General features: G+C 42.5%; 17 protein-coding genes, 5 tRNA genes and 1 riboswitch. Of the genes, 2 read left to right on the top strand and 20 right to left on the bottom strand.

Annotation, left to right across the window (positions count from 1 at the left end):
- Positions 1-78: 78 nt before the first annotated feature.
- The 8 genes from H5993_RS03265 to H5993_RS03230 all read right to left on the bottom strand — a co-directional run bounded on the left by H5993_RS03265 (position 79) and on the right by H5993_RS03230 (position 3760).
- Positions 79-152: transfer RNA gene (locus H5993_RS03265), tRNA-Pro, on the bottom strand.
- A gap of 7 nt (positions 153-159) precedes the next feature.
- Positions 160-233, bottom strand: a tRNA-Arg gene (locus H5993_RS03260).
- A 13-nt stretch (positions 234-246) separates the two neighbouring features.
- Positions 247-318: transfer RNA gene (locus H5993_RS03255), tRNA-Gly, on the bottom strand.
- Between the two features lie 192 nt (positions 319-510).
- Positions 511-593: transfer RNA gene (locus H5993_RS03250), tRNA-Leu, on the bottom strand.
- Between the two features lie 17 nt (positions 594-610).
- Positions 611-683, bottom strand: a tRNA-Val gene (locus tag H5993_RS03245).
- A 56-nt stretch (positions 684-739) separates the two neighbouring features.
- Entirely contained in the window at positions 740-1381 is a 642-nt protein-coding gene (locus tag H5993_RS03240; protein ID WP_204776210.1) for a deoxynucleoside kinase, read from the bottom strand.
- 141 nt (positions 1382-1522) lie between these two features.
- Entirely contained in the window at positions 1523-2998 is a 1476-nt protein-coding gene (locus H5993_RS03235; RefSeq protein ID WP_204776209.1) for an amino acid permease, read from the bottom strand.
- Between the two features lie 90 nt (positions 2999-3088).
- Positions 3089-3261, bottom strand: a riboswitch (Lysine riboswitch).
- A gap of 10 nt (positions 3262-3271) precedes the next feature.
- Entirely contained in the window at positions 3272-3760 is a 489-nt protein-coding gene (locus H5993_RS03230) for a GNAT family N-acetyltransferase (protein WP_204776208.1), read from the bottom strand.
- Between the two features lie 40 nt (positions 3761-3800).
- On the opposite strand from H5993_RS03230, the gene H5993_RS03225 reads away from it, so the two are divergent.
- Positions 3801-4616, top strand: coding sequence for a lp_1002 family arylesterase (locus tag H5993_RS03225; protein WP_204776207.1), 816 nt, complete (start codon positions 3801-3803; stop codon positions 4614-4616).
- A 283-nt stretch (positions 4617-4899) separates the two neighbouring features.
- Here the strand turns inward: H5993_RS03225 and pgmB are convergent, their stop codons facing one another.
- From pgmB to H5993_RS03165, 12 genes are all read right to left on the bottom strand, one after another.
- Positions 4900-5565, bottom strand: coding sequence for a beta-phosphoglucomutase (pgmB, locus tag H5993_RS03220; protein WP_204776206.1), 666 nt, complete (start codon positions 5563-5565; stop codon positions 4900-4902).
- A gap of 73 nt (positions 5566-5638) precedes the next feature.
- Positions 5639-7891, bottom strand: coding sequence for a glycoside hydrolase family 65 protein (locus H5993_RS03215; RefSeq protein WP_204776205.1), 2253 nt, complete (start codon positions 7889-7891; stop codon positions 5639-5641).
- Positions 7892-7923: 32 nt separating this feature from the next.
- Complete coding sequence (locus H5993_RS03210; RefSeq protein WP_204776204.1) at positions 7924-9264, bottom strand: SLC45 family MFS transporter; 1341 nt, start codon at positions 9262-9264, stop codon at positions 7924-7926.
- A 254-nt stretch (positions 9265-9518) separates the two neighbouring features.
- Entirely contained in the window at positions 9519-10463 is a 945-nt protein-coding gene (locus H5993_RS03205) for a LacI family DNA-binding transcriptional regulator (RefSeq protein WP_204776203.1), read from the bottom strand.
- A 142-nt stretch (positions 10464-10605) separates the two neighbouring features.
- Complete coding sequence (locus H5993_RS03200; RefSeq protein WP_204776202.1) at positions 10606-11280, bottom strand: phosphatase PAP2 family protein; 675 nt, start codon at positions 11278-11280, stop codon at positions 10606-10608.
- 87 nt (positions 11281-11367) lie between these two features.
- On the bottom strand, positions 11368-12027 hold the full coding sequence (locus H5993_RS03195; RefSeq protein ID WP_204776201.1) for a metal-dependent transcriptional regulator: 660 nt from the start codon (positions 12025-12027) through the stop codon (positions 11368-11370).
- A 230-nt stretch (positions 12028-12257) separates the two neighbouring features.
- Positions 12258-12956, bottom strand: coding sequence for a hypothetical protein (locus H5993_RS03190; protein WP_204776200.1), 699 nt, complete (start codon positions 12954-12956; stop codon positions 12258-12260).
- Entirely contained in the window at positions 12949-13818 is an 870-nt protein-coding gene (locus H5993_RS03185) for an ATP-binding cassette domain-containing protein (protein WP_204776199.1), read from the bottom strand. The genes H5993_RS03190 and H5993_RS03185 overlap by 8 nt, the downstream gene beginning before the upstream one ends.
- A complete protein-coding gene (locus tag H5993_RS03180) occupies positions 13805-14182 on the bottom strand; it encodes a GntR family transcriptional regulator (RefSeq protein ID WP_204776198.1) in 378 nt (125 codons plus the stop codon). The genes H5993_RS03185 and H5993_RS03180 overlap by 14 nt, the downstream gene beginning before the upstream one ends.
- 358 nt (positions 14183-14540) lie before the next feature.
- The gene (locus tag H5993_RS03175) at positions 14541-15197 is read right to left on the bottom strand and encodes a VIT1/CCC1 transporter family protein (protein ID WP_180872174.1); all 657 of its coding nucleotides are present in this window, start codon (positions 15195-15197) and stop codon (positions 14541-14543) included.
- Positions 15198-15264: 67 nt separating this feature from the next.
- Positions 15265-15954, bottom strand: coding sequence for a VIT1/CCC1 transporter family protein (locus H5993_RS03170; protein ID WP_204776234.1), 690 nt, complete (start codon positions 15952-15954; stop codon positions 15265-15267).
- Between the two features lie 194 nt (positions 15955-16148).
- A complete protein-coding gene (locus tag H5993_RS03165; protein ID WP_204776197.1) occupies positions 16149-16622 on the bottom strand; it encodes a universal stress protein in 474 nt (157 codons plus the stop codon).
- A gap of 193 nt (positions 16623-16815) precedes the next feature.
- Here H5993_RS03165 and H5993_RS03160 point away from each other — a divergent pair, with 193 nt between their 5' ends.
- The gene (locus H5993_RS03160) at positions 16816-18345 is read left to right on the top strand and encodes a multicopper oxidase family protein (protein ID WP_204776196.1); all 1530 of its coding nucleotides are present in this window, start codon (positions 16816-16818) and stop codon (positions 18343-18345) included.
- The last annotated feature ends 112 nt before the right edge of the window (positions 18346-18457 follow it).

Below are 18457 nucleotides of genomic sequence, written 5' to 3'. Positions count from 1 at the left end.
CTACCGCATGGCATCAGAGAGAAATAAAAAAAGAGCTCAACAACACTTTTGGTTGCTGAACTCATCCGTACGTATTTATCGGAAATACAAGATTTGAACTTGCGACCCCTGCGTCCCGAACGCAGTGCTCTACCAAGCTGAGCTAATTTCCGATGTCGATGCACCCAGAAGGAGTCGAACCTTCAACCTTCTGATTCGTAGTCAGACACTCTATCCAATTGCGCTATGGGTGCAAAATAATTAAAAAGCGGAAGACGGGATTCGAACCCGCGACCCCCACCATGGCAAGGTGATGTTCTACCACTGAACTACTTCCGCATTTGATTAACCTACAATTAAGAAGTTATCCTCTCAACATCTATATATGATACAGGAGCACCTCATTTCTGTCAACATTAATTTCCTATTTTACTAAAAAAGTTTGGCTAGTTAGGCAAAACGGTTTATCTCTATTTAGGTAATGCTTTTTTAGTAGAAAGAAAAGGAGGATGTAAACCACCCTCCTCAAGATGCGGATAAGAGGATTCGAACCTCCACGCCACAAGGACACAAGAACCTAAATCTTGCGCGTCTGCCAGTTCCGCCATATCCGCATATAATTATAAAAAAATGGAGGATACAGGGCTCGAACCTGTGACCCTCTGCTTGTAAGGCAGACGCTCTCCCAACTGAGCTAATCCTCCGTATTGGCTTAAACCAACTATTACAGTTTAAGCCTTTTACTTTAAATTGTCAAACTCTATTTTAAATTTAATGCTGATAGTTTTTCATCAATCATTTCTAACACCGTTTGGGCGGCCTTAGGATCTTCCACAAAGTTGTATTGATCCCCATTGATTAACATCTTTGGACTTTCTTGATACTGATCATACCAACTTGTGTAACGATGGTTCAATTCTTGGTAATAATTGTACAGGGCTGGATCAGTCTCAATTTGCTCGTAAGCCCGGCCCCGCTTCTTAATCCGTTCTAGCATCGTTGGAAAAGAAACTTGAATATGAATTAATAAATCCGGTTTCTTCTCCGTTTGTTGGTTTGGTAATTTTTCCATCATATTCTTCAAAAGCGAAGCATAGATATCCGCTTCTGTTTCAGTGGCTCGCCCCAAATCAGCGTTCATCCGAAACATCAAGTCATCTTCAAAAATTGATCGGTCCAGAACACTTAACTTCTGCAAAGAAGCGGCCTTGATCTCTTCAAGCCGGCGGTTCAAAAAGTAAATCTGTAAGAGAAAGCCATACTTTTGCGGATCCTTATAAAATAAAGGTAAAATCGGGTTATCATCAACTGATTCAAAGTAAGCCTTGGTCCCCAAATGATCGGCAAGTAATTGCGTTAAACTAGTCTTTCCAGCGCCAATGGTTCCGGCAAGTACAATCATGGTTTTCTTCCTCTCTTATATCCAATTCGAGCTTAAAGCAACGTTTTTCATTATACACGCTTCTCTAAAAAAAAGAAGCTGTGAAAATTAGATTCCCTACCTTCACAACTTCTAATTAGCCTTAGAACAACTCTTTTATTGTTACTCTTCTTCTTTAGTTTCGTACTGTTCACCTTTTGTGCTCCGGGAAAGATCAACTTCTTCTAGTGGGATCAACTTCGAACCGTAACGAAGCTTGTAGTAGAAGAACAAGATCACAACAATCGGTAAACTCATGTAGGTGATCAAGATGTTTGACCAATCAAGCTTAACAAAGGCATCAATATTTTGCCCAGCAATTACGATGATACAAAGGATGAAGGCAAAGATTGGGCCGAAGGGGAAGAGCAAAGCGTGGTACTTTAATTCACTTAAATCATGTCCTTGAGCAACGAAAGCCCGCCGAAAGCGATAGTGACTAATTGCGATCCCAAACCAAGCGATGAAACCACACAAACCGGAAGCAGCTACAAGATAGTTGTAGGCTTCTGGCCCAATAAATTGAGTTAGCCAAACAAGTACGCCGACCACCGTCGTTCCAAGTAAACCATAGATTGGAATTCCCCGCTTGTTTACAATTCCAAAAATCCTCCAAGCGAAGCCTTCCCGTGCTTGGGAATAAAGCATCCGGGTTGAAGCATACATCCAGGAATTAGCTGATGAGATAACCGCTACTAAGATCACCGCGTTCATCACGCTAGCTGCGGCAGCGAGACCAGCCCGTTGGAAAATCAAGGTAAATGGACTCGTAACGACGTCTTGAACATCGGCACTCAACAAGTTCTTGTTGGTATATGGCAAAATAACGGCAATCACAAAAATCGTCAAAATGTAGAACAACAGGATCCGCCAGAAAGTTGACTTAATGGCTTCTGGAACGGACTTTTCTGGATGAGCTGATTCCCCAGCTGCAATCCCAATCATTTCTGTCCCTTGAAATGAGAACCCGGCAACTAGGAAAACTGTAATAATTCCTGGGAACCCATGAACAAACGGTGCATCCTTATAGGTAAAGTTCCGCATTCCAATTGGGGCCTTACCACCCATAATTCCAAAGATCACAAGGACCCCAACAATTAAGAAGGCAACCACAGCCAAGACCTTAATTAAAGCTAACCAGAACTCGGTTTCCCCATAGGAACGAACTGAGAGGTAATTAATCACGAAGATAACTAAGAAAATCGCCCCACTAAACATCCAGGCCGGCACGTGCGGGAACCAGAAGTTCATAACAATCCCAACAGTCGTGATTTCAACCGGTACGGTAATTGCCCCGTTAAACCAATAATTCCAGCCGAGAGCAAACCCCATTGCCGGACTAACAAATTTACCAGCATAAGCGGCAAATGATCCCGTTAAGGGAATGTAGGTCGCCATTTCGGCTAAACTGGTCATCAGGAAGTAGACCATTACCCCCATAACCGCATAAGCAAGCAAAGCCCCTCCAGGTCCGGCAGTTGTAATTGCGGAACCCGAAGCGATGAAGAGTCCCGTCCCAATCGAGCCCCCAAGGGCAATCATGGTTAAGTGACGGGTTTGGAGGGACCGCTTAATTTGTCCTTCACCATTTCCATCCATAACTTATTCCTCCTAAATTAATCTTAAATAATTGTATAAGAAAAGGGGCTAACCACCAAACGCTCGGTCAACCCCACTATTAATTAGTACGATCGTAGAAGCGCTCCGCGACTTTCGCGACAGTCCGGCGTCTCTTAAACGTCGGCCCAACCAATCGCTTAGCAAGGAACGCTTGGTTTCGGCACCATTCCCTTTCCACCGCCTTTCGGTACTTGCTTACCTCGGTCGGTTTACTCTTGAAGGATGCAACCTCTTCTTAAATAATCTTAGTTATTATAACGGGGATCTGTTTTTTATGCAAGTAAAGGGATCCCTTTCTGATCCCCGTTGATATTCAAGCCAAGTTGCCGACTTAGCAATTTGTTGAAAGCCACACTTAACCAAAATCCGTTGAGAGGCCACGTTTTGTGGTTCAACCCTAGCAACCCAATGATTATCTGGATTGGCTTTAAGAAAGGCCGCAACTGCACGTCCCATAATTCCTTTGTGCCACTCATTTTGACGAAGTAAATATCCTAATTCCGTTTGCTTTTCATTAAATGGAAAGGCAGAGATTAGGCCAATTAAATCATTTCCACGCCAGATCCCCCAAAGTCGCTGTTGGCTAAGCCAATTATTTAATGCCCAAATTTGGATGTTGCGGTCCGCAACCAAGGTTATCCCTGCTGCCAGGGCCAATGCATGGTCACTAAGTAACGCTTGCACTTTAAGAAGATCATCCGGAGTTAACCAGCATCCCTTTTCTTGAACTTGATTCTGCACTATAATGCCTCCAGATAAAATATTTGAAAGAAGTGTTAATATGGAAATTTTAACTCAATCCCTCAAGAGCGCCAAGCGAGCAACCCAAGCAACCATGACGGCATACTTACAAACACCAACTCCTAATAGTGAAGTTCAAGTCTTCGAACCCCTTTTGATCATTCCAGGTGGTTCAATGACTCATATTCCCGAAGAAGAGTCCGAAAAGACAGCGCTAGCGTTCTCAGCTAAAGGCTATGCGGTTTTCATTCTCCGCTACACCTTTGTCAGTCAACAAACACCCCTTTATCCAGCCCCAGTACTTGATGTTGCGGAAGCTGTTCATCAAATCAAGTTTCACCAGTCTGAATGGCACCTAAACAATCGCCTTCACCTAATGGCCTTTTCCGCTGGGGGACAAATCGCCGGCCTTTACAACGACTATTGGGATAGTGAATGGCTCACCAAGTCAAGTGGCTATTCTGCAAGTGACCTCAGTTTCACTGACCTTGTTTTAGGATATCCCGTTATTGATTTTGATGCCGGCTTTCCAACTGACCAAACGACTCGCAATCAATGGACAGATGATCCCGCCTTCTTTAGCGCTAGTCATCACGTCACCGCTACTAACCGGCCAACTTTTATTTGGGCAACAGTTGACGATCCAATCGTTCCTGCCCAAAACAGTTTAAATTATTTTCTCGCTCAACAAGCCCAAAATATTTCCCAGGAAATTCATTTATTTGAGCACGGCCCTCACGGCATGGACATCGCCAACGGCTTGGTTGCTCATCATCCAGAAGGTAACCAACCCCACGTTGCCCACTGGGTTGACATGGCTTGCGAATGGATGAAATCAGATCATCATCAATTTTAAATTCAGTTAATAATTGGTCACTACCTCGACTGGAAATTTGAGATGAAAAAAGAGGGTGAAAAGAAACGCGAGGCTTCTTCTCACCCTTTCTTTCATCTCCGAATGTTACTCAGCAACGACAGTCAAAGCCGTAGCTGGTTCGCCCCAAAGCACGGCCTTAGCGGATCAGGGCGAACGCAAGGTCGATGCTAATGAATCAACCTGCGTTCTGCTTATCCCAAGCAAGCCATCAAGGAGTTTTTTCCATCCGCAAAATATCACAAATAAGTCAGTGTTGAAACGATTATTCCGCCAATGCCGCCTTTATATTAGCGAGGCTAACTTCAGCGGTACTGTTAAAGATTACCTTGGCGGCTTTCAATTGAGAACCGATCCCAATTGAAAGTTCACCGGCCCCATTAATTGATTCAATCCCAGCACTAGAATCTTCTAAACCGGCGACCTGGTTAGCAGGTAAATCAAGAATTTCAGCGGCCCGGGCAAAAATTTCGGGATCGGGTTTCCCAGCATGCAAGGTTGCTGGATCTACAATTCCCACAAAGTAATCAGTAAGCCCAAGGTACTTTAAAATCTTCGGGGCATTCTTTGAAGCGGAAGCCAAGGAAAGCTTGTAGCCGTTGGCAACTAATTCATCTAAGAAAGCCTTCATCCCCGGTAAAATATCATCAGGAGTTAAAGTAGCAATTAATTTCCCGTAGTTTTCATTCTTTTCCGCGGCCAAAGCTTCTTTTTCGGCTTGGGTGTAGTCATTTTCGTGGCCACCAGCTTTTAGAATCATTTCTAAGGAGTCCATCCGACTAACCCCTTTTAAGGCTTCTTGTAATTCTGGTGTCCAAGTGGTACCAACTTTATCAGCAGTTTGATGCCAAGCTTGGCTGTGAAATTTTGCTGTATCCGCAATTACCCCGTCTAAGTCAAAAGCAAACCCTTTTAATTCTTCAAATTTCATTTGTTTTCCTCCAAGATTCAAACAGGGCCAAGAAAAATATTTCTCCGCCCTGTTTTTTATTTAGAAATTTTGTCTACTTTAATTCAAGGTCCTTACCGGCCATTTCAATGACTAATGGTTCCCCACTAATCAATTCGGCCTTAGCCCCATTTTGGTCAACGGTAATTTCAATAACCCGGCCGCGGAATTGTTGCCGGAATTGGTAGGAATCCCACTTCTTTGGTAAGAATGGTTTGTAGGAAAGCTTACCATCACGAACCCGCATCCCCGCAAATCCTTGAACAATGTCAATCCAGCTCCCAGTCATCGAAGTAATGTGGAGACCGTCAGCCGTATCGTTGTTGTAGTTATCAAGGTCTAGCCGTGCAGACCGTTCGTACATTTCAACGGCCTTGTCTTCGTAACCAATATCAGCAGCGATGACTGAGTAAACGGAAGCTGACAGACTTGATTCGTGAACCGTAAATTGTTCATAGAAATCAAAGTTCCGCTTCTTTTCTTCTGGGGTAAAGTCATCCATAAAGTCCCAAATTCCTTGAATAACGTCCCCTTGCTTAACGTAAGGTGACCGTAAGATCTTATCCCATGACCAGTTTTGGTTCAATGGTAATTGATCACTTGGAATTTCGCCCACTGGAACTAGATCCTTATCCATAAAGCCGTCGTTTTCAGGGAAGATCCGCCGTTCTTCGTCGTATGGAAGGTACATATTATCAACAATCGACTTCCACTTCCGCTTTTCATCTTCACTAACGGCTAAGTCGGCTGCGACTTCCTCGTCAACTTCTTCAAGTACTTCAAGAGTGTACTTCAAAGTCCACTGACAAAGAAGGTTCGTGTACCAGTCGTTGTTTACGTTGTTATCGTATTCGTCGGGACCGGTAACCCCGTGGAGCATGTACTTGTTTGCCCGTTGAGAGTAGTGAACCCGGTCAGCCCAGAACCGTGAGATTTCGGTTAAGACCTTTGCCCCTTCGTGAAGAACATAGGACTTGTCACCGGTGTAGTTAGTGTAATTATAGATGGCATAAGCAATGTCACCATTCCGGTGAATTTCTTCAAAAGTAATTTCCCATTCGTTGTGGCACTCAATCCCATTGAAGGTCACCATTGGGTATAAGGCCCCAGCTAAGCCTTGTTCCTTTGCATTGACGTAAGCCCCATCTAATTGGTTATACCGGTACATCAATAGATTCCGGGAAACTTCGGCGTTGGAAACCCCTAGGTAAACTGGTAAACAGTATGCTTCAGTATCCCAGTAAGTTGCCCCACCGTACTTTTCACCAGTAAAGCCCTTTGGACTAATGTTAAGCCGGTAATCATTTCCGTAGTAAGTTGAGAAGAGTTGGAAGAGGTTGAAACGAATCCCTTGTTGGGCCCCTTCATCCCCATTAATCTTCACATCCGACTTGTCCCACCGAGCTTGCCATTCAGCCTCGTGATCCTTTAAAAGATCCGCAAAGCTCCGGGCATCCAGTTGGGCACTCAATTCATCAACCCGGTTAACCAAAGCTTCTTGAGTATCAAAATCACGGGAAGTTGCAACCACTGTCCGCTTTTCAATAATCGTGCTTTCCCCAGCAGCCAAGTCAGCTTCAAAGATATTGGCAACTTCTTTTTCACTGACTTGGTCCTTTAAGTGACTGAGCGTAGTCTTGGTAGTCGTCTTCATTGCCACCGTAAATTGTGGGGTTCCAAAATCATTTGGCTTAGTCTTAGAAACTAACAGGGCATGATTGTCATTAGCGGTATGATCCAAAATATCCCAGAATTGTTCATCGTAGTTGGCATCTTCATTGTAGACGTCACCATTAATCGCACTCGTTACCGTTACCTTAACCGCTTGATCAGAAAGGTTCTTAATCGTTACTTGTTGACCAACTAATTCTTTTTGTACTGCACTGACAAAGCGGACAAATTCGAAATGTAACTTAGCGCCACCAATTTCAACGTTGAAGGTCCGGGTAAAGGTCCCGTGCTTCATATCTAAATCGAGACTAAAGTCGGTTGGTGTTTGCTTAGCCAAATCAAGCGCTTCGCCATTAACCGTGATTGGTAACTTCAAGAAGTTGACAGCATTGATCATCTTTCCAAAGTACTTTGGATAACCATTTTTCCACCAACCAACCCGGGTCTTGTCAGGGAACCAAACCCCGCCAAGGTAAACCCCTTCCATCTTGTCTGCGGAGTAACCTTCTTCAAAGAAACCCCGCATCCCAAGATTTTCGTTGGCTAAACTGGTCATTGATTCTTGGAGTCGCTTATCTTCTGGTGACCAGGTACTTGTTTTTACGTGCCATGGTGCAATATCAAAAGTTTGTTTCATTGGTAAAATTCCTTTCTCACTAAGCAGGTAAATTATTCAGCAAAAGTTTCCTTAATCGTCGTAACACTCAATGCCCCACATGCCAAGACAATCCCGGCAAGTAAGAACATGTTTACTTGGGAACTACCAAGTAATGGGAAGAGGGCAAAACTTGCGAGCGAAGCCACGATTTGTGGTAAACAAATTGATCCATTGAAGAGGCCTAAGTAAGTCCCCATGTGCTTCCCGGAAAGGGCGTTAGTAACGATCGTTAATGGGTAAGTGTTCATTCCGGCCCAAGCAATCCCAACTAAGACGAATGAAATGATCAGAGCCCCTTGTGAGTGAATGAAGAAGACGGAAATAAATCCAAGGGCCCCAAGCAAAAGAGTCGTTGCGTAACCAGCTTTGTGGTACTTGTTTGGTACCTTGGCCAAGATGTATGAACATACCACGGCAGCAATTGATTGAACGGCAGCTAAGACCCCATACCAGTTACCAGCCGCTTGGTAAGCAGCGGAAGTTGCATTAGTCGTATTCCAAACGTTCTTGGCGATTGCTCCGGCTGAATAAGTCCAGAGGTATTGGAACGCAAACCAACAGAAGAATTGAACTAAGGTAACAGTCCAGAAGGCCTTTGGTGCTTGCTTAAGGAGGGTAAACCAGTTACCTCCTTGCGTGTTATCACTTTCTTCAATTCCGTGGTAACGAGCGTAAGTAGCTGGATCATATTCTTTAACCCGGAAAACCGTAAAGGCACTCGTAATAATTAACAAAGCGGCCCCAACATAGAAAGAAACAACTACGGATTGTGGCACAACCCCTTTTTTAGCGGTATTAGCAACACCCAACCAAGTCAAGAGGAATGGGAAGATCGCAGCTAGAACCGCCCCGGTGTTGGATAAGAAACTTTGGATCCCGTAAGCATAACTCTTTTGATCATCATTAACCATATCCCCAACCATCATCTTAAATGGTTGCATGGCTACGTTGGAAGAAAGATCCAAGAAAGCGACGGTAATCGCCCCAAACCAAAGCGCCGCTAAAGAGCCATACCCGAAGCCAAAACTACCTGAGTTTGGCAACAGTAACATCACGATTACGGCAACTAAAGTCCCTAAAATCAAATAAGGTAAGCGCCGTCCCCCAAGCTTCGGTGCCCATGTCCGGTCAGAATAGTAACCAACGATTGGTTGCACAATTAGACCAGCTAGTGGTGGCAAAATAAAGAACCATCCTAAATTGTTAGGGTCAGCTCCGATGGTTTGGAAGATTCGTGACATTTGAGAACTTTGAAGGGTAAAGGCAGTTTGAACCCCCAAGAACCCGAAGTTGATCATCCAAATCATGCTCTTAGACAAGGCTGGTAACCCTGCTGATGACTTTTCACTCATATCTTCAATCTCCTTCTTCTTGTTTAACCAAGAACTATTAGCATCTAGAAAATAATTGCAAGAGATTCGTGTAAGCGCTTCATAAATCTTTTCAAGTATCAATATACCAGAGCTCTTCAATTTGTGCAACCGTTTGCGCAACTTTTTTTACAACCGTTTGCACAAAAGTCATCACTTAAAAAGGGTTTAATCCCCCGATGCACTAGGCATTTAGGAATTAAACCCTGATCAAAATTTTTCTTTAACTTTTTCGTTTACGAATCAATAATTTTAAAACCAACTAATTGGCTTTGCGTTTTACGATTGAATAATAACTGAACCGCTTTAGCTCCTAATTTCCGCGGCATCATATCAACCTTAATCGCCGTTGGGCTAGCTAGGCTGAGCAAGCGGCTTCGATTAAAACAGATTGCTGGTAAGCTTGTTGGCCAGTTAATCGTTGTAAGTTGGTTATAGAAGCGCAAAAGATTAATGTCATCCACGGAAATGATTGCGTCAATCGTAGGATGTTCAAGAAAAAACGCTTTTGGATCATTTTTTTCTAATTCGTACACTAGCGGTGTTAACCCCTTAGCCAGCATTGCTTCTTGATATCCAATTTCGCGATCCTGTTCATACTGCCATTTTTTGGCGGAACGAACCAAAATTGGAGCCGTGGCTTGCTTATGCTCTAAAAGGTAACTAGTTGCTTTCCTTCCTGCTAAGATATTATCGTTGTTGATGTAACGGTCGGTTGTTTGCGTTGGTTGACCAACTACCACAAAATTTTGGCCGGTTTTTCGAAGATAATCGGCTATCGGATCTTTCTCTTCAGCATAAAGAACCAAAAAATTATGAACTTTGGATTGTTCAACCATCGCCTGAACGTTTTTTAGCAGGCTAGCCTTATCCTGACAAATTGCAGTTGCCAAGACATAGTTTTTATCCACTAGTTCCGTGTTTGCTCCCCGAATAATATCAAGTTGAAAAGGATTTGCCGGTGCCGTTTCATTTGTAACTGGAAAAACTACTCCCACAATATTGACTTCCCCCTTTGAGAGGGCCTTGGCTGAACTATTTGGTTGGTAGTTTAATTGTTCGGCAATTGCCTTTACCTTGGCAATAGTCGCATCACTGATCCGTGGATTATCATTTAACGCCCGCGAAGCTGTCGAAACCGAAACCTGGGCTGCCTTGGCAACATCCTTAATTGTACTCATTTTATCCACCCCATATTTCCCAGGAAATAATTTACTTTTTGTGCCCATATCTCTCTGCTAGTATAAAGGATCTAATGATCTTTGCTATTTTTAATTAAAAAGAGGCTAGTTTGGACTTCCATCCTTCGCTAACCTCAATTGATTAAACGTATGAATTACTTACAAACTTCCAACGACTTAATATCGGCGCAAAGATTACATACAGATATTCTGCAATTTGAAGCCAAGCATATGCTAAGAGCATTGCACCAATTGTATCGGTTGGAAAATGAGCATATAAGTAAACCCGGGAGATTGCCAATAAAGCAACATAAAAAACTAACAATATTTGGCAAATCACTCGCATGGATTCACTTTGAATAATCGGAACGACAACTAACATTAAAATCCCGGCAATTAAAAAGCCACCTAAGACGTGACCACTTGGGAAAGAAAAACCATTGTCGGCTGCCATGTGTTGCGCTGGCCGCGCCCGCTTAATCACATGTTTAACAATCGCTCCTAAAACATCGCCCCCAAAAATAACTCCCAAAGTCCAAAGAGCCGGAATTTTATACTTAAATCCCCAAAGTAAGAAGGCAATGATGAAAGCCCAGACTAGATCCATCTTTGGGCTCCCGATAAAGGAAATTAGGGTCATCACAACCTTCATCCCCCCAGTTGCGTTAGGATGATTATTGGTAAAGAGGGTTTGTAAAACCGAATCAAGAGTGCCGATTAACATGGTACTTTTATAAACCATTGCGGCAATTACAATAAATAGGACCGTACTAACGAGGAGGCGTTGCCACCTTTTTGCATCATTTTGAATTAACATTTCAATCTCCTAAGCTAGACTTCACTGGGAATGAGTATACCACATTTTCATGTTGTTACTCGCTCTTCATCCGCTTTTACCAAAAATTTAAGACTTTACTTCATTAATAAAAATATTATGTGAGGCTTTAAAAGAAATACTGATCGTTTTCTGGTCACTGAGTTGCTTAACAACCAATGGGCCTTCAAAAGGCTCGTGCTTGATAACTTCAAAACGATCATGGAGTTGAATGCCTAGCTCACTAAGGTAAGTTAGTAATTCGTGATTATCTAAGAAGCGTTCGATTGTGATTATCTCACCATCTTCAGCATCAGATAAGAGACGATGACTAACGTTCTTAAATTCACCAGCTGCATTGGGAATCATACCACCATGAGGACAACTTTCGGGATGGCCTAAAAAGTCATCTAAAGCCGTTGCCAGACGGTCACTTGTTTCGTGTTCCAGGACTTCGGCTTCAGGATGAACATCGGCCACACTATACCCAAGTTTATCAACCAAAAAAGTTTCCCAAAGGCGATGCTTACGAACTAATTCAGCTGCCACTTTAAAACCATGTTCCGTTAATTGAATCCCTGCATATGGTTGATGGGCAACTAAGCCCTCTTCATCTAACTTAGTAATCATTTCCGTTACTGAACCAGCAGCAATCCCAAGGCCTAGTGAAATTTGTTTATTTGAAACTTGTTTTTTCATTCCACCAAGTTCAAAAATAATTTTTAAATAGTCTTCTTTCATCGGCGTCATCTTGTCGCCCGAAACCCTCTTTCTATCTTTTTTCTTCTAAGCTTTGATCGGAATAAACTGATATTATCATACCACTAAAACCTCATATTTGGCGAGCCTAACTTCAAAAATGAGGCAGTAAGAAAACTGCTAGACGATCTTGTGAGATAAGTAAGCGGAATCAACCATTAGCTAGAGAATTTTGCGAGCGCCAGTCAACATTTCTTAACTATGGCCTTTTTGACTTTTGTTTAATCACGTCGTAATTGCATCCGCATAAAGAAAAGATAGATCAAGCCAAACATTAAGCAGGCCCAGATAAAAAGGAAACCATAGAGTACTCCCATCCAATTGAAACTTAAGACCGCAAAGAAGTTAGCTAAACTTTGGGAATCAAAAGTGACAAAGATTAAACGAATTAAACTCCCAAGGATAAAGAATGCTAAGACCGGCCCGCCAATTCCAATAATCCATTTCCACCGCCGGTTTAAGAGGGCAAACCCCGCTCCGATCGCTGCCAAGGTTAAAACTCCTTCGATCACAGCAACTAAATCCCAACCTAAACCGTCCGTTGCATGATGCAGTCCCATTTGTTGGTAATCAACAACGTTCTTCAAAAGATGAGCCAGCCAAATTACAACTATCCAAATTACTAAGGAAGCGGTATTAGCTAGCCAAATGTTCCAGCGGGAATAACCATATTGGATTCCCCATTTAAATAATGGGTAAGCGATAAATAAAGGTAAAATGACGCCCCAAATCTCAATTGATATTCCAAAATTCACAACAAAATTTGTTAATTCGCCAGTGAGACTCATGTGACTTCGGGTTAAGAGTTTCAAGATAATCCTTAACGCCCAGAAAACCAAGTTGACCCCGAACACAATCAATAAGCTCCAAACTGATAATCGCATGATCCAGTTCATTAAGCCGCTAATTCGTTTATTCACCTTCATTCCCTCCATCCGTTAATGCTGTAAAAGTTTTTTGCAAGTCAAGATGATCAACCTTAACCTGATCTGGTAAGGTACGTTGTTCAGCTAGTTTTTCAACAACCGTAACGGTCTTAATCCGACTAAAATTATGACTCGTTAAGATTTTTAAACCGTGCGTATATTGATCAACTAAGTTAGACGGTCCACTAATTTCATAAGCCTTTGCTAACAAATCAATCACTGGTTCATCGACTATGATTTTGCCCCGATCTAAGATAATCACATTTTCTAAAAGTTGTTGGACTTCATTAATTAAGTGCGTTGAAATTACAAAAGTCCGGGGCCGTTCCCCATATGTCCGCATTAATTCATGATAGAACAGTTCGCGGTGATTTGCGTCTAATCCCAAGGTTGGTTCATCAAGAAAAATATAATCTGCATTGACATTCAAAGCGACTGTTAACTTAGCGGCCGTTTTTAATCCCGTTGAAAGTTTGGCTAAAGTTTGATCTTCACTGATTTTAAAAGCAGTTAACATTCGTCGGGCATTTTCAAAATCAAAATTACCATAGGCTAATTCTGCCCCACTAAATAAATCCTTAATCTTCGTATGCTTTAAGTTAAGCTCAGCTTCACTCATCAAATAAAATTGGCCGAGGCTGGCTTGATTATTATTCACGTTTTGCTCACCCAGCATAACTGCCCCTTGGTTAGCGAAAATCCGATTAGTTATGATATTTAGCAGGGTACTCTTTCCTGCCCCATTGCGACCCAACAAGCCGTAGATCTTTGCGGGTTGTAATTCAAAACTCACTGCATCAAGAATTACTTTGCGACCATAACGTTTCGTAATTGTCTGCACCTTAAGCTTTTCCATTTTGGTACCCCCGTTTAATTAGTGCTAATAGCTGTTCTTCGTCGATTCCTAAACGTTGTGCTTCAGTAACTAAACTAGCAACATAATCCTGATAAAAAGCTTCCCGGTGTTGATGAGCTAGCTGTTTTTGGGCCCCGGGGAGGACAAACATCCCCCGCCCCCGCCGTTTCTCTAGTAAATGCTGATCAACCAGCTGATTCATCCCCTTTAAGATCGTTGCTGGATTCATATTTAGTTCTTGAGAAAGTTGCGTTGTTGATGGCACTTGTTCACCCTCCTTAAAAATTCCAGTAAAAATCATTTCCGCAAGTTGGTCCGCAAGTTGTTGGTATAACGGTGCGGATTGATCAAATTCAAAATGCATTTTCTCACCACCTCAACCACCTTGTTAGTTGGTTAATTACTTGTGTAACTAACTATATAACTAACTAGGCAAAAAAGCAACAAAAAAATGAGTTAGTAAAAATTCTAGGCGATCCGGTAAAATAAGAAAAACAAGGCCGGGAAGAAACAAATGCTTCTTCCCGGCCTCTTTGTCATCTCCGAATGTTACTTAGTAACTAAGGTCAAAAAGCACGGCCTTAACGGATAAGTGCGAACGAAAGGCCGATTCTAATGAATCAACCTTCGCTCTTCTTATCCCAACCAGGCCGTCAAGGAGCTTTTTTCCCAACCTCCTCTCTTTCATCGCCGCATGTTATTCAGCAACGAAGTTAAAATTTTTAGAATAACTTACCGACTCCATAGTGGATAGCAATCGTAATTAACCCAATGATTATATTCCGAATCACTGCCCGGCGGGTCAAACCGTCACCAAGTCTAGCTGATAAGTATCCCGTCAAAGCAGAGGTAACGGCAACCGCCAAGATCGTTGCATACCATTTTAAGTTCCCGTTAACAAAGGTCATCGCCATTAAAGGTAGTAAACCACCCAAGGCTGCCGAAAAAAGGGAGGCAAAAGAAGCATCCCACGGGTTTAAGTAGTGACCAAGTTCAATATCATATTTTACCCGAACCACCGTGGCTAACGGCTTTTTTTGTAAGAGGTCTTTAGCAATTGCCTCGGCCGTATCAGGTTGAACTCCCCGTTGAACATAGAAGTCTTTAACGGTTTGCATTTGACCGTGCCAATTTGTTTTTAAAAGGGCTGCTTCTTTAGCAACTGCTGCTTTTTCAGTCTCCTTTTGAGCTGAAACGGATGCATATTCACCAGCCGCCATCGAAAAGGCACAGGCCAATAAATCTGATAAACCAGCAATAAAGATGGTGAAATGATTTGTTGTGGCAGCAGCAACCGAAACCAAAACCCCCACAACGGTTAAAATTCCATCGTTTGAGCCTAAAACGCCAGCCCGCAAAACATTTAGCTTTTCCTCCATTGTTTGCGTTGTTTTATCAACCCGCTTTACTTTTACGTTCGTCACGTTTACTTCCCCCTTTTAATGCTCAATAAGCGCGAAAGAGTTGCCCAATTAAGAAGGTTACTCCCATCGTTAGTAAACCAGCAGCCACATTACGAAGCATCGCTTTTCCACGTTTAGGGTTATCTCCAAGAACTGCGGCTAAGTAGCCCGTAATTAACAGAGCAACTAAGACTGCAACCATTGTGCCTAAAATCCGGAACTTAGGTGGGGTCAGCGTAACTGCCACCATTGGTAAAATTGAGCCTAGGGGGAAGGAAATAAATGAAGCTACCGCAGCGGCATACGGATTGGTAAAATCTTTTGGATTAAAGCCATATCGTTCTTGAACTACCGTATTTAAGGGATCATCAGCCATCAATTCCTGGGTGGCTTGATAAGCTAAGGCCGGCGCAATTCCTTGAGCAAGATATTTTCCCTTAACGTAGTCAAATTCAGCTTGAAAATTCTCTTTAATTCGCTGTTGTTCATTTAAAATTGCGCGTTGTTGCGAATCTTTTTGAGTACTTACCGAAACGTACTCCCCCATACACATGGAAATCATTCCGGCTAAACTACCGGAAAGCCCAGCAATTAGAATTGCATAAGCATTGTTAGTTGCGGCTGCGACCCCAATAACGATTCCAGCCACTGAAATAATGCCATCATTTGCCCCCATAACACTAGCTCGAATAACATTCACCTTTTGTGCAAGTGACATTTTCTTTGCCATAATTATTCCCCTCTTCTTTATTTATAATCATTATAAACTGGGAGGAAATTAAATCAAGCTTTTGCGTTCAATATTCCAATATTACTTAGAACCATTATATATTTAAAATTCAAATAAAAAGACAACGATCATCAATGACTTCGTTGTCCCATTTTCAATATTTAGTTTGGTATATCAAAAGGCGAAACGATGTCTACTTACTTTTGCGATTCATCAGCCGTTTGAATTACAAAAACCGAGGTTCCTGAATGTTTAACCATGTAGGAAGCTTGCGAACCGACCGTCTTCCGACTTCCTTTTTTACCAATTGACCCAATAATTAAAAGATCTGGTTCATATTCTGGAATCACGTGATTACAAATTCGCTCCGCCGGGCGTTCTCCCTGGTCCACAATCGCCGTGATCTTCTTAGGATCAATCCCATAATCGATTGCTGCCTGAGTATATTGATCAATTCGGTTCTCCATTTCATCCCGACTAGAGTGAGTAAAATCACGATCTAAAATTTGATAAACATTTACTTCGCTCGTCTCATAAATTGAAACAATCCCTAATTCAGAACCATCACGCTTCGCCTTATCAACAGCGTAAGAAAAAGCAGCCCGGGCATCCGGTGCATCGTCAACCCCAACCAAAATACGATGAAATTTTTTTGGCTTAATTTCAAACATTAATTTTTCTCCTCTCTTGTATCCAGTACTCAAGCCTATTTTGCTTCATTTTCTATACTACTCCAGAATTACTAATTGTAAAGAATATTTTTAGCTTGTCCTAAACTTATTTTACTAATTTGTAATTCTACCTAGTGAAAATTATAAAACCGCGTTATAGTTAATGCGAAATATAATTTTAGGAGGCATTTTTATGACGACAATTGATCATTACTTCTATGACGAAAGTGCCTACGACTATCACGACGGTGGCTACGTCCCGCTTAAAGTCGCTGATGCGCCTACCAAACCGCTAACAATTCCGCCCCTTTTGAAACCAGACAAACAAACTGCCAACGAAACTTGGTATACCTTAACGGCCCAAGCCGGTGAAACTCAATTACTCCCTGGGGAAAAGACAAAGACCTGGGGTTACAACGGAAGCTTATTAGGGCCAATCGTTCACTACGAACGCGGAAAGACCTACCACTTACATCTGGTAAATCACTTACCCGAACTAACAACTTTCCACTGGCATGGCTTAGCAATTCCAGGACCAATTGAAGACGGTGGTTGTCACGCTCCTGTATATCCTGGGCAAAGTCGGGATGTCAGTTTTAAGATTAATCAACCAGCGGCCTTCACCTGGCTTCATGCTCACCCATGTCCGGAAACAGCGGCGCAAGTTTGGCATGGTCTGGCTACTGGAGCAATTGTTACTGACCAACATGAAGCTAAATTGCCCCTACCACGAAATTATGGGGTTGATGATATTCCACTTATTCTCCAAGACCGGCGGTTCCACGAAAATAACCAATGGGATTATCGGGCCGATTACGACCCTGATGGGGTTGCTGGTCCAACCCCAATGATTAACGGGACAATTAACCCTTATTTTGATGTTACCACCCAAAAACTTCGCCTCCGCTTCCTTAACGGGGCCAACCGACGGGAATGGCGATTACACTTTGATGATAATCGAATTATGACTCAAATTGCGGGCGATCTTAGCCTATTGCCTCAGCCGATTAAACTAACTAAATTGATGTTAACCTGTGCTGAACGGGCCGAAGTTATTGTTGACTTTGGTGATTGCAAACCTGGCGATGTTGTTACCCTTTACACGGATCAAACTCCACTGGTTCAATTCTGGATTCACGAATTTAAGCCTAATCATCAAGAACTTCCAACTAAACTTTTTGATGTTCCCAACCCCGAAGTTACCCCAGGATTACCAATTCACCACGTTACTCTTGATGGAATGGATGAAATGGTAGCAATGAACGGAAAAAAGTTCCAAATGGATCGGATTGATTACACGATGCAAAAGGGTCAAGTTCAAATCTGGGATATTTACAATACAAACGGTAAACCCGGCATGATCCACCCTTACCACATGCATGGAACCACCTTTAAAGTAATCTCCCGGGATGGTCATGCTCCGCTTCCAACTGAAACCGGACTCAAAGACACAGTCGCTATTAATCCTGGTGAGCACGTTCGAATTAAGGTTTGGTTTGATGTTGCCGGAGTCTTCATGTATCACTGCCACATCATTGAACACGAAGACGGCGGGATGATGGCCCAATTGAAGGTTATTGATCCAGCTGATCCAAACAAAGAATATCCGCTCCTTAACCATATGGACCTAATGATGGCCTTTGCTAAAGAACGGGGCGTTGACATGGATCATCTTTGGCTTGGTGGAATGGACTCCTACAAGAAGATGGGCATGGAAATGTAGAATTATGCAAAAATAACGATCGAAACAAAAAAGACGGAGGCTGGGAATTAACTATTATTTTCTAGCTTCTAACTAAGAAAATGCGAACTATGATTTTTGATTTAATCAAAAA

Source organism: Limosilactobacillus alvi, from assembly GCF_016900115.1.
GTDB classification, from domain to species: Bacteria; Bacillota; Bacilli; order Lactobacillales; family Lactobacillaceae; genus Limosilactobacillus; species Limosilactobacillus alvi.
The sequence above is the reverse complement of the archived record's forward strand: the minus strand, read 5'-3'. Positions and strand labels throughout refer to the sequence as shown.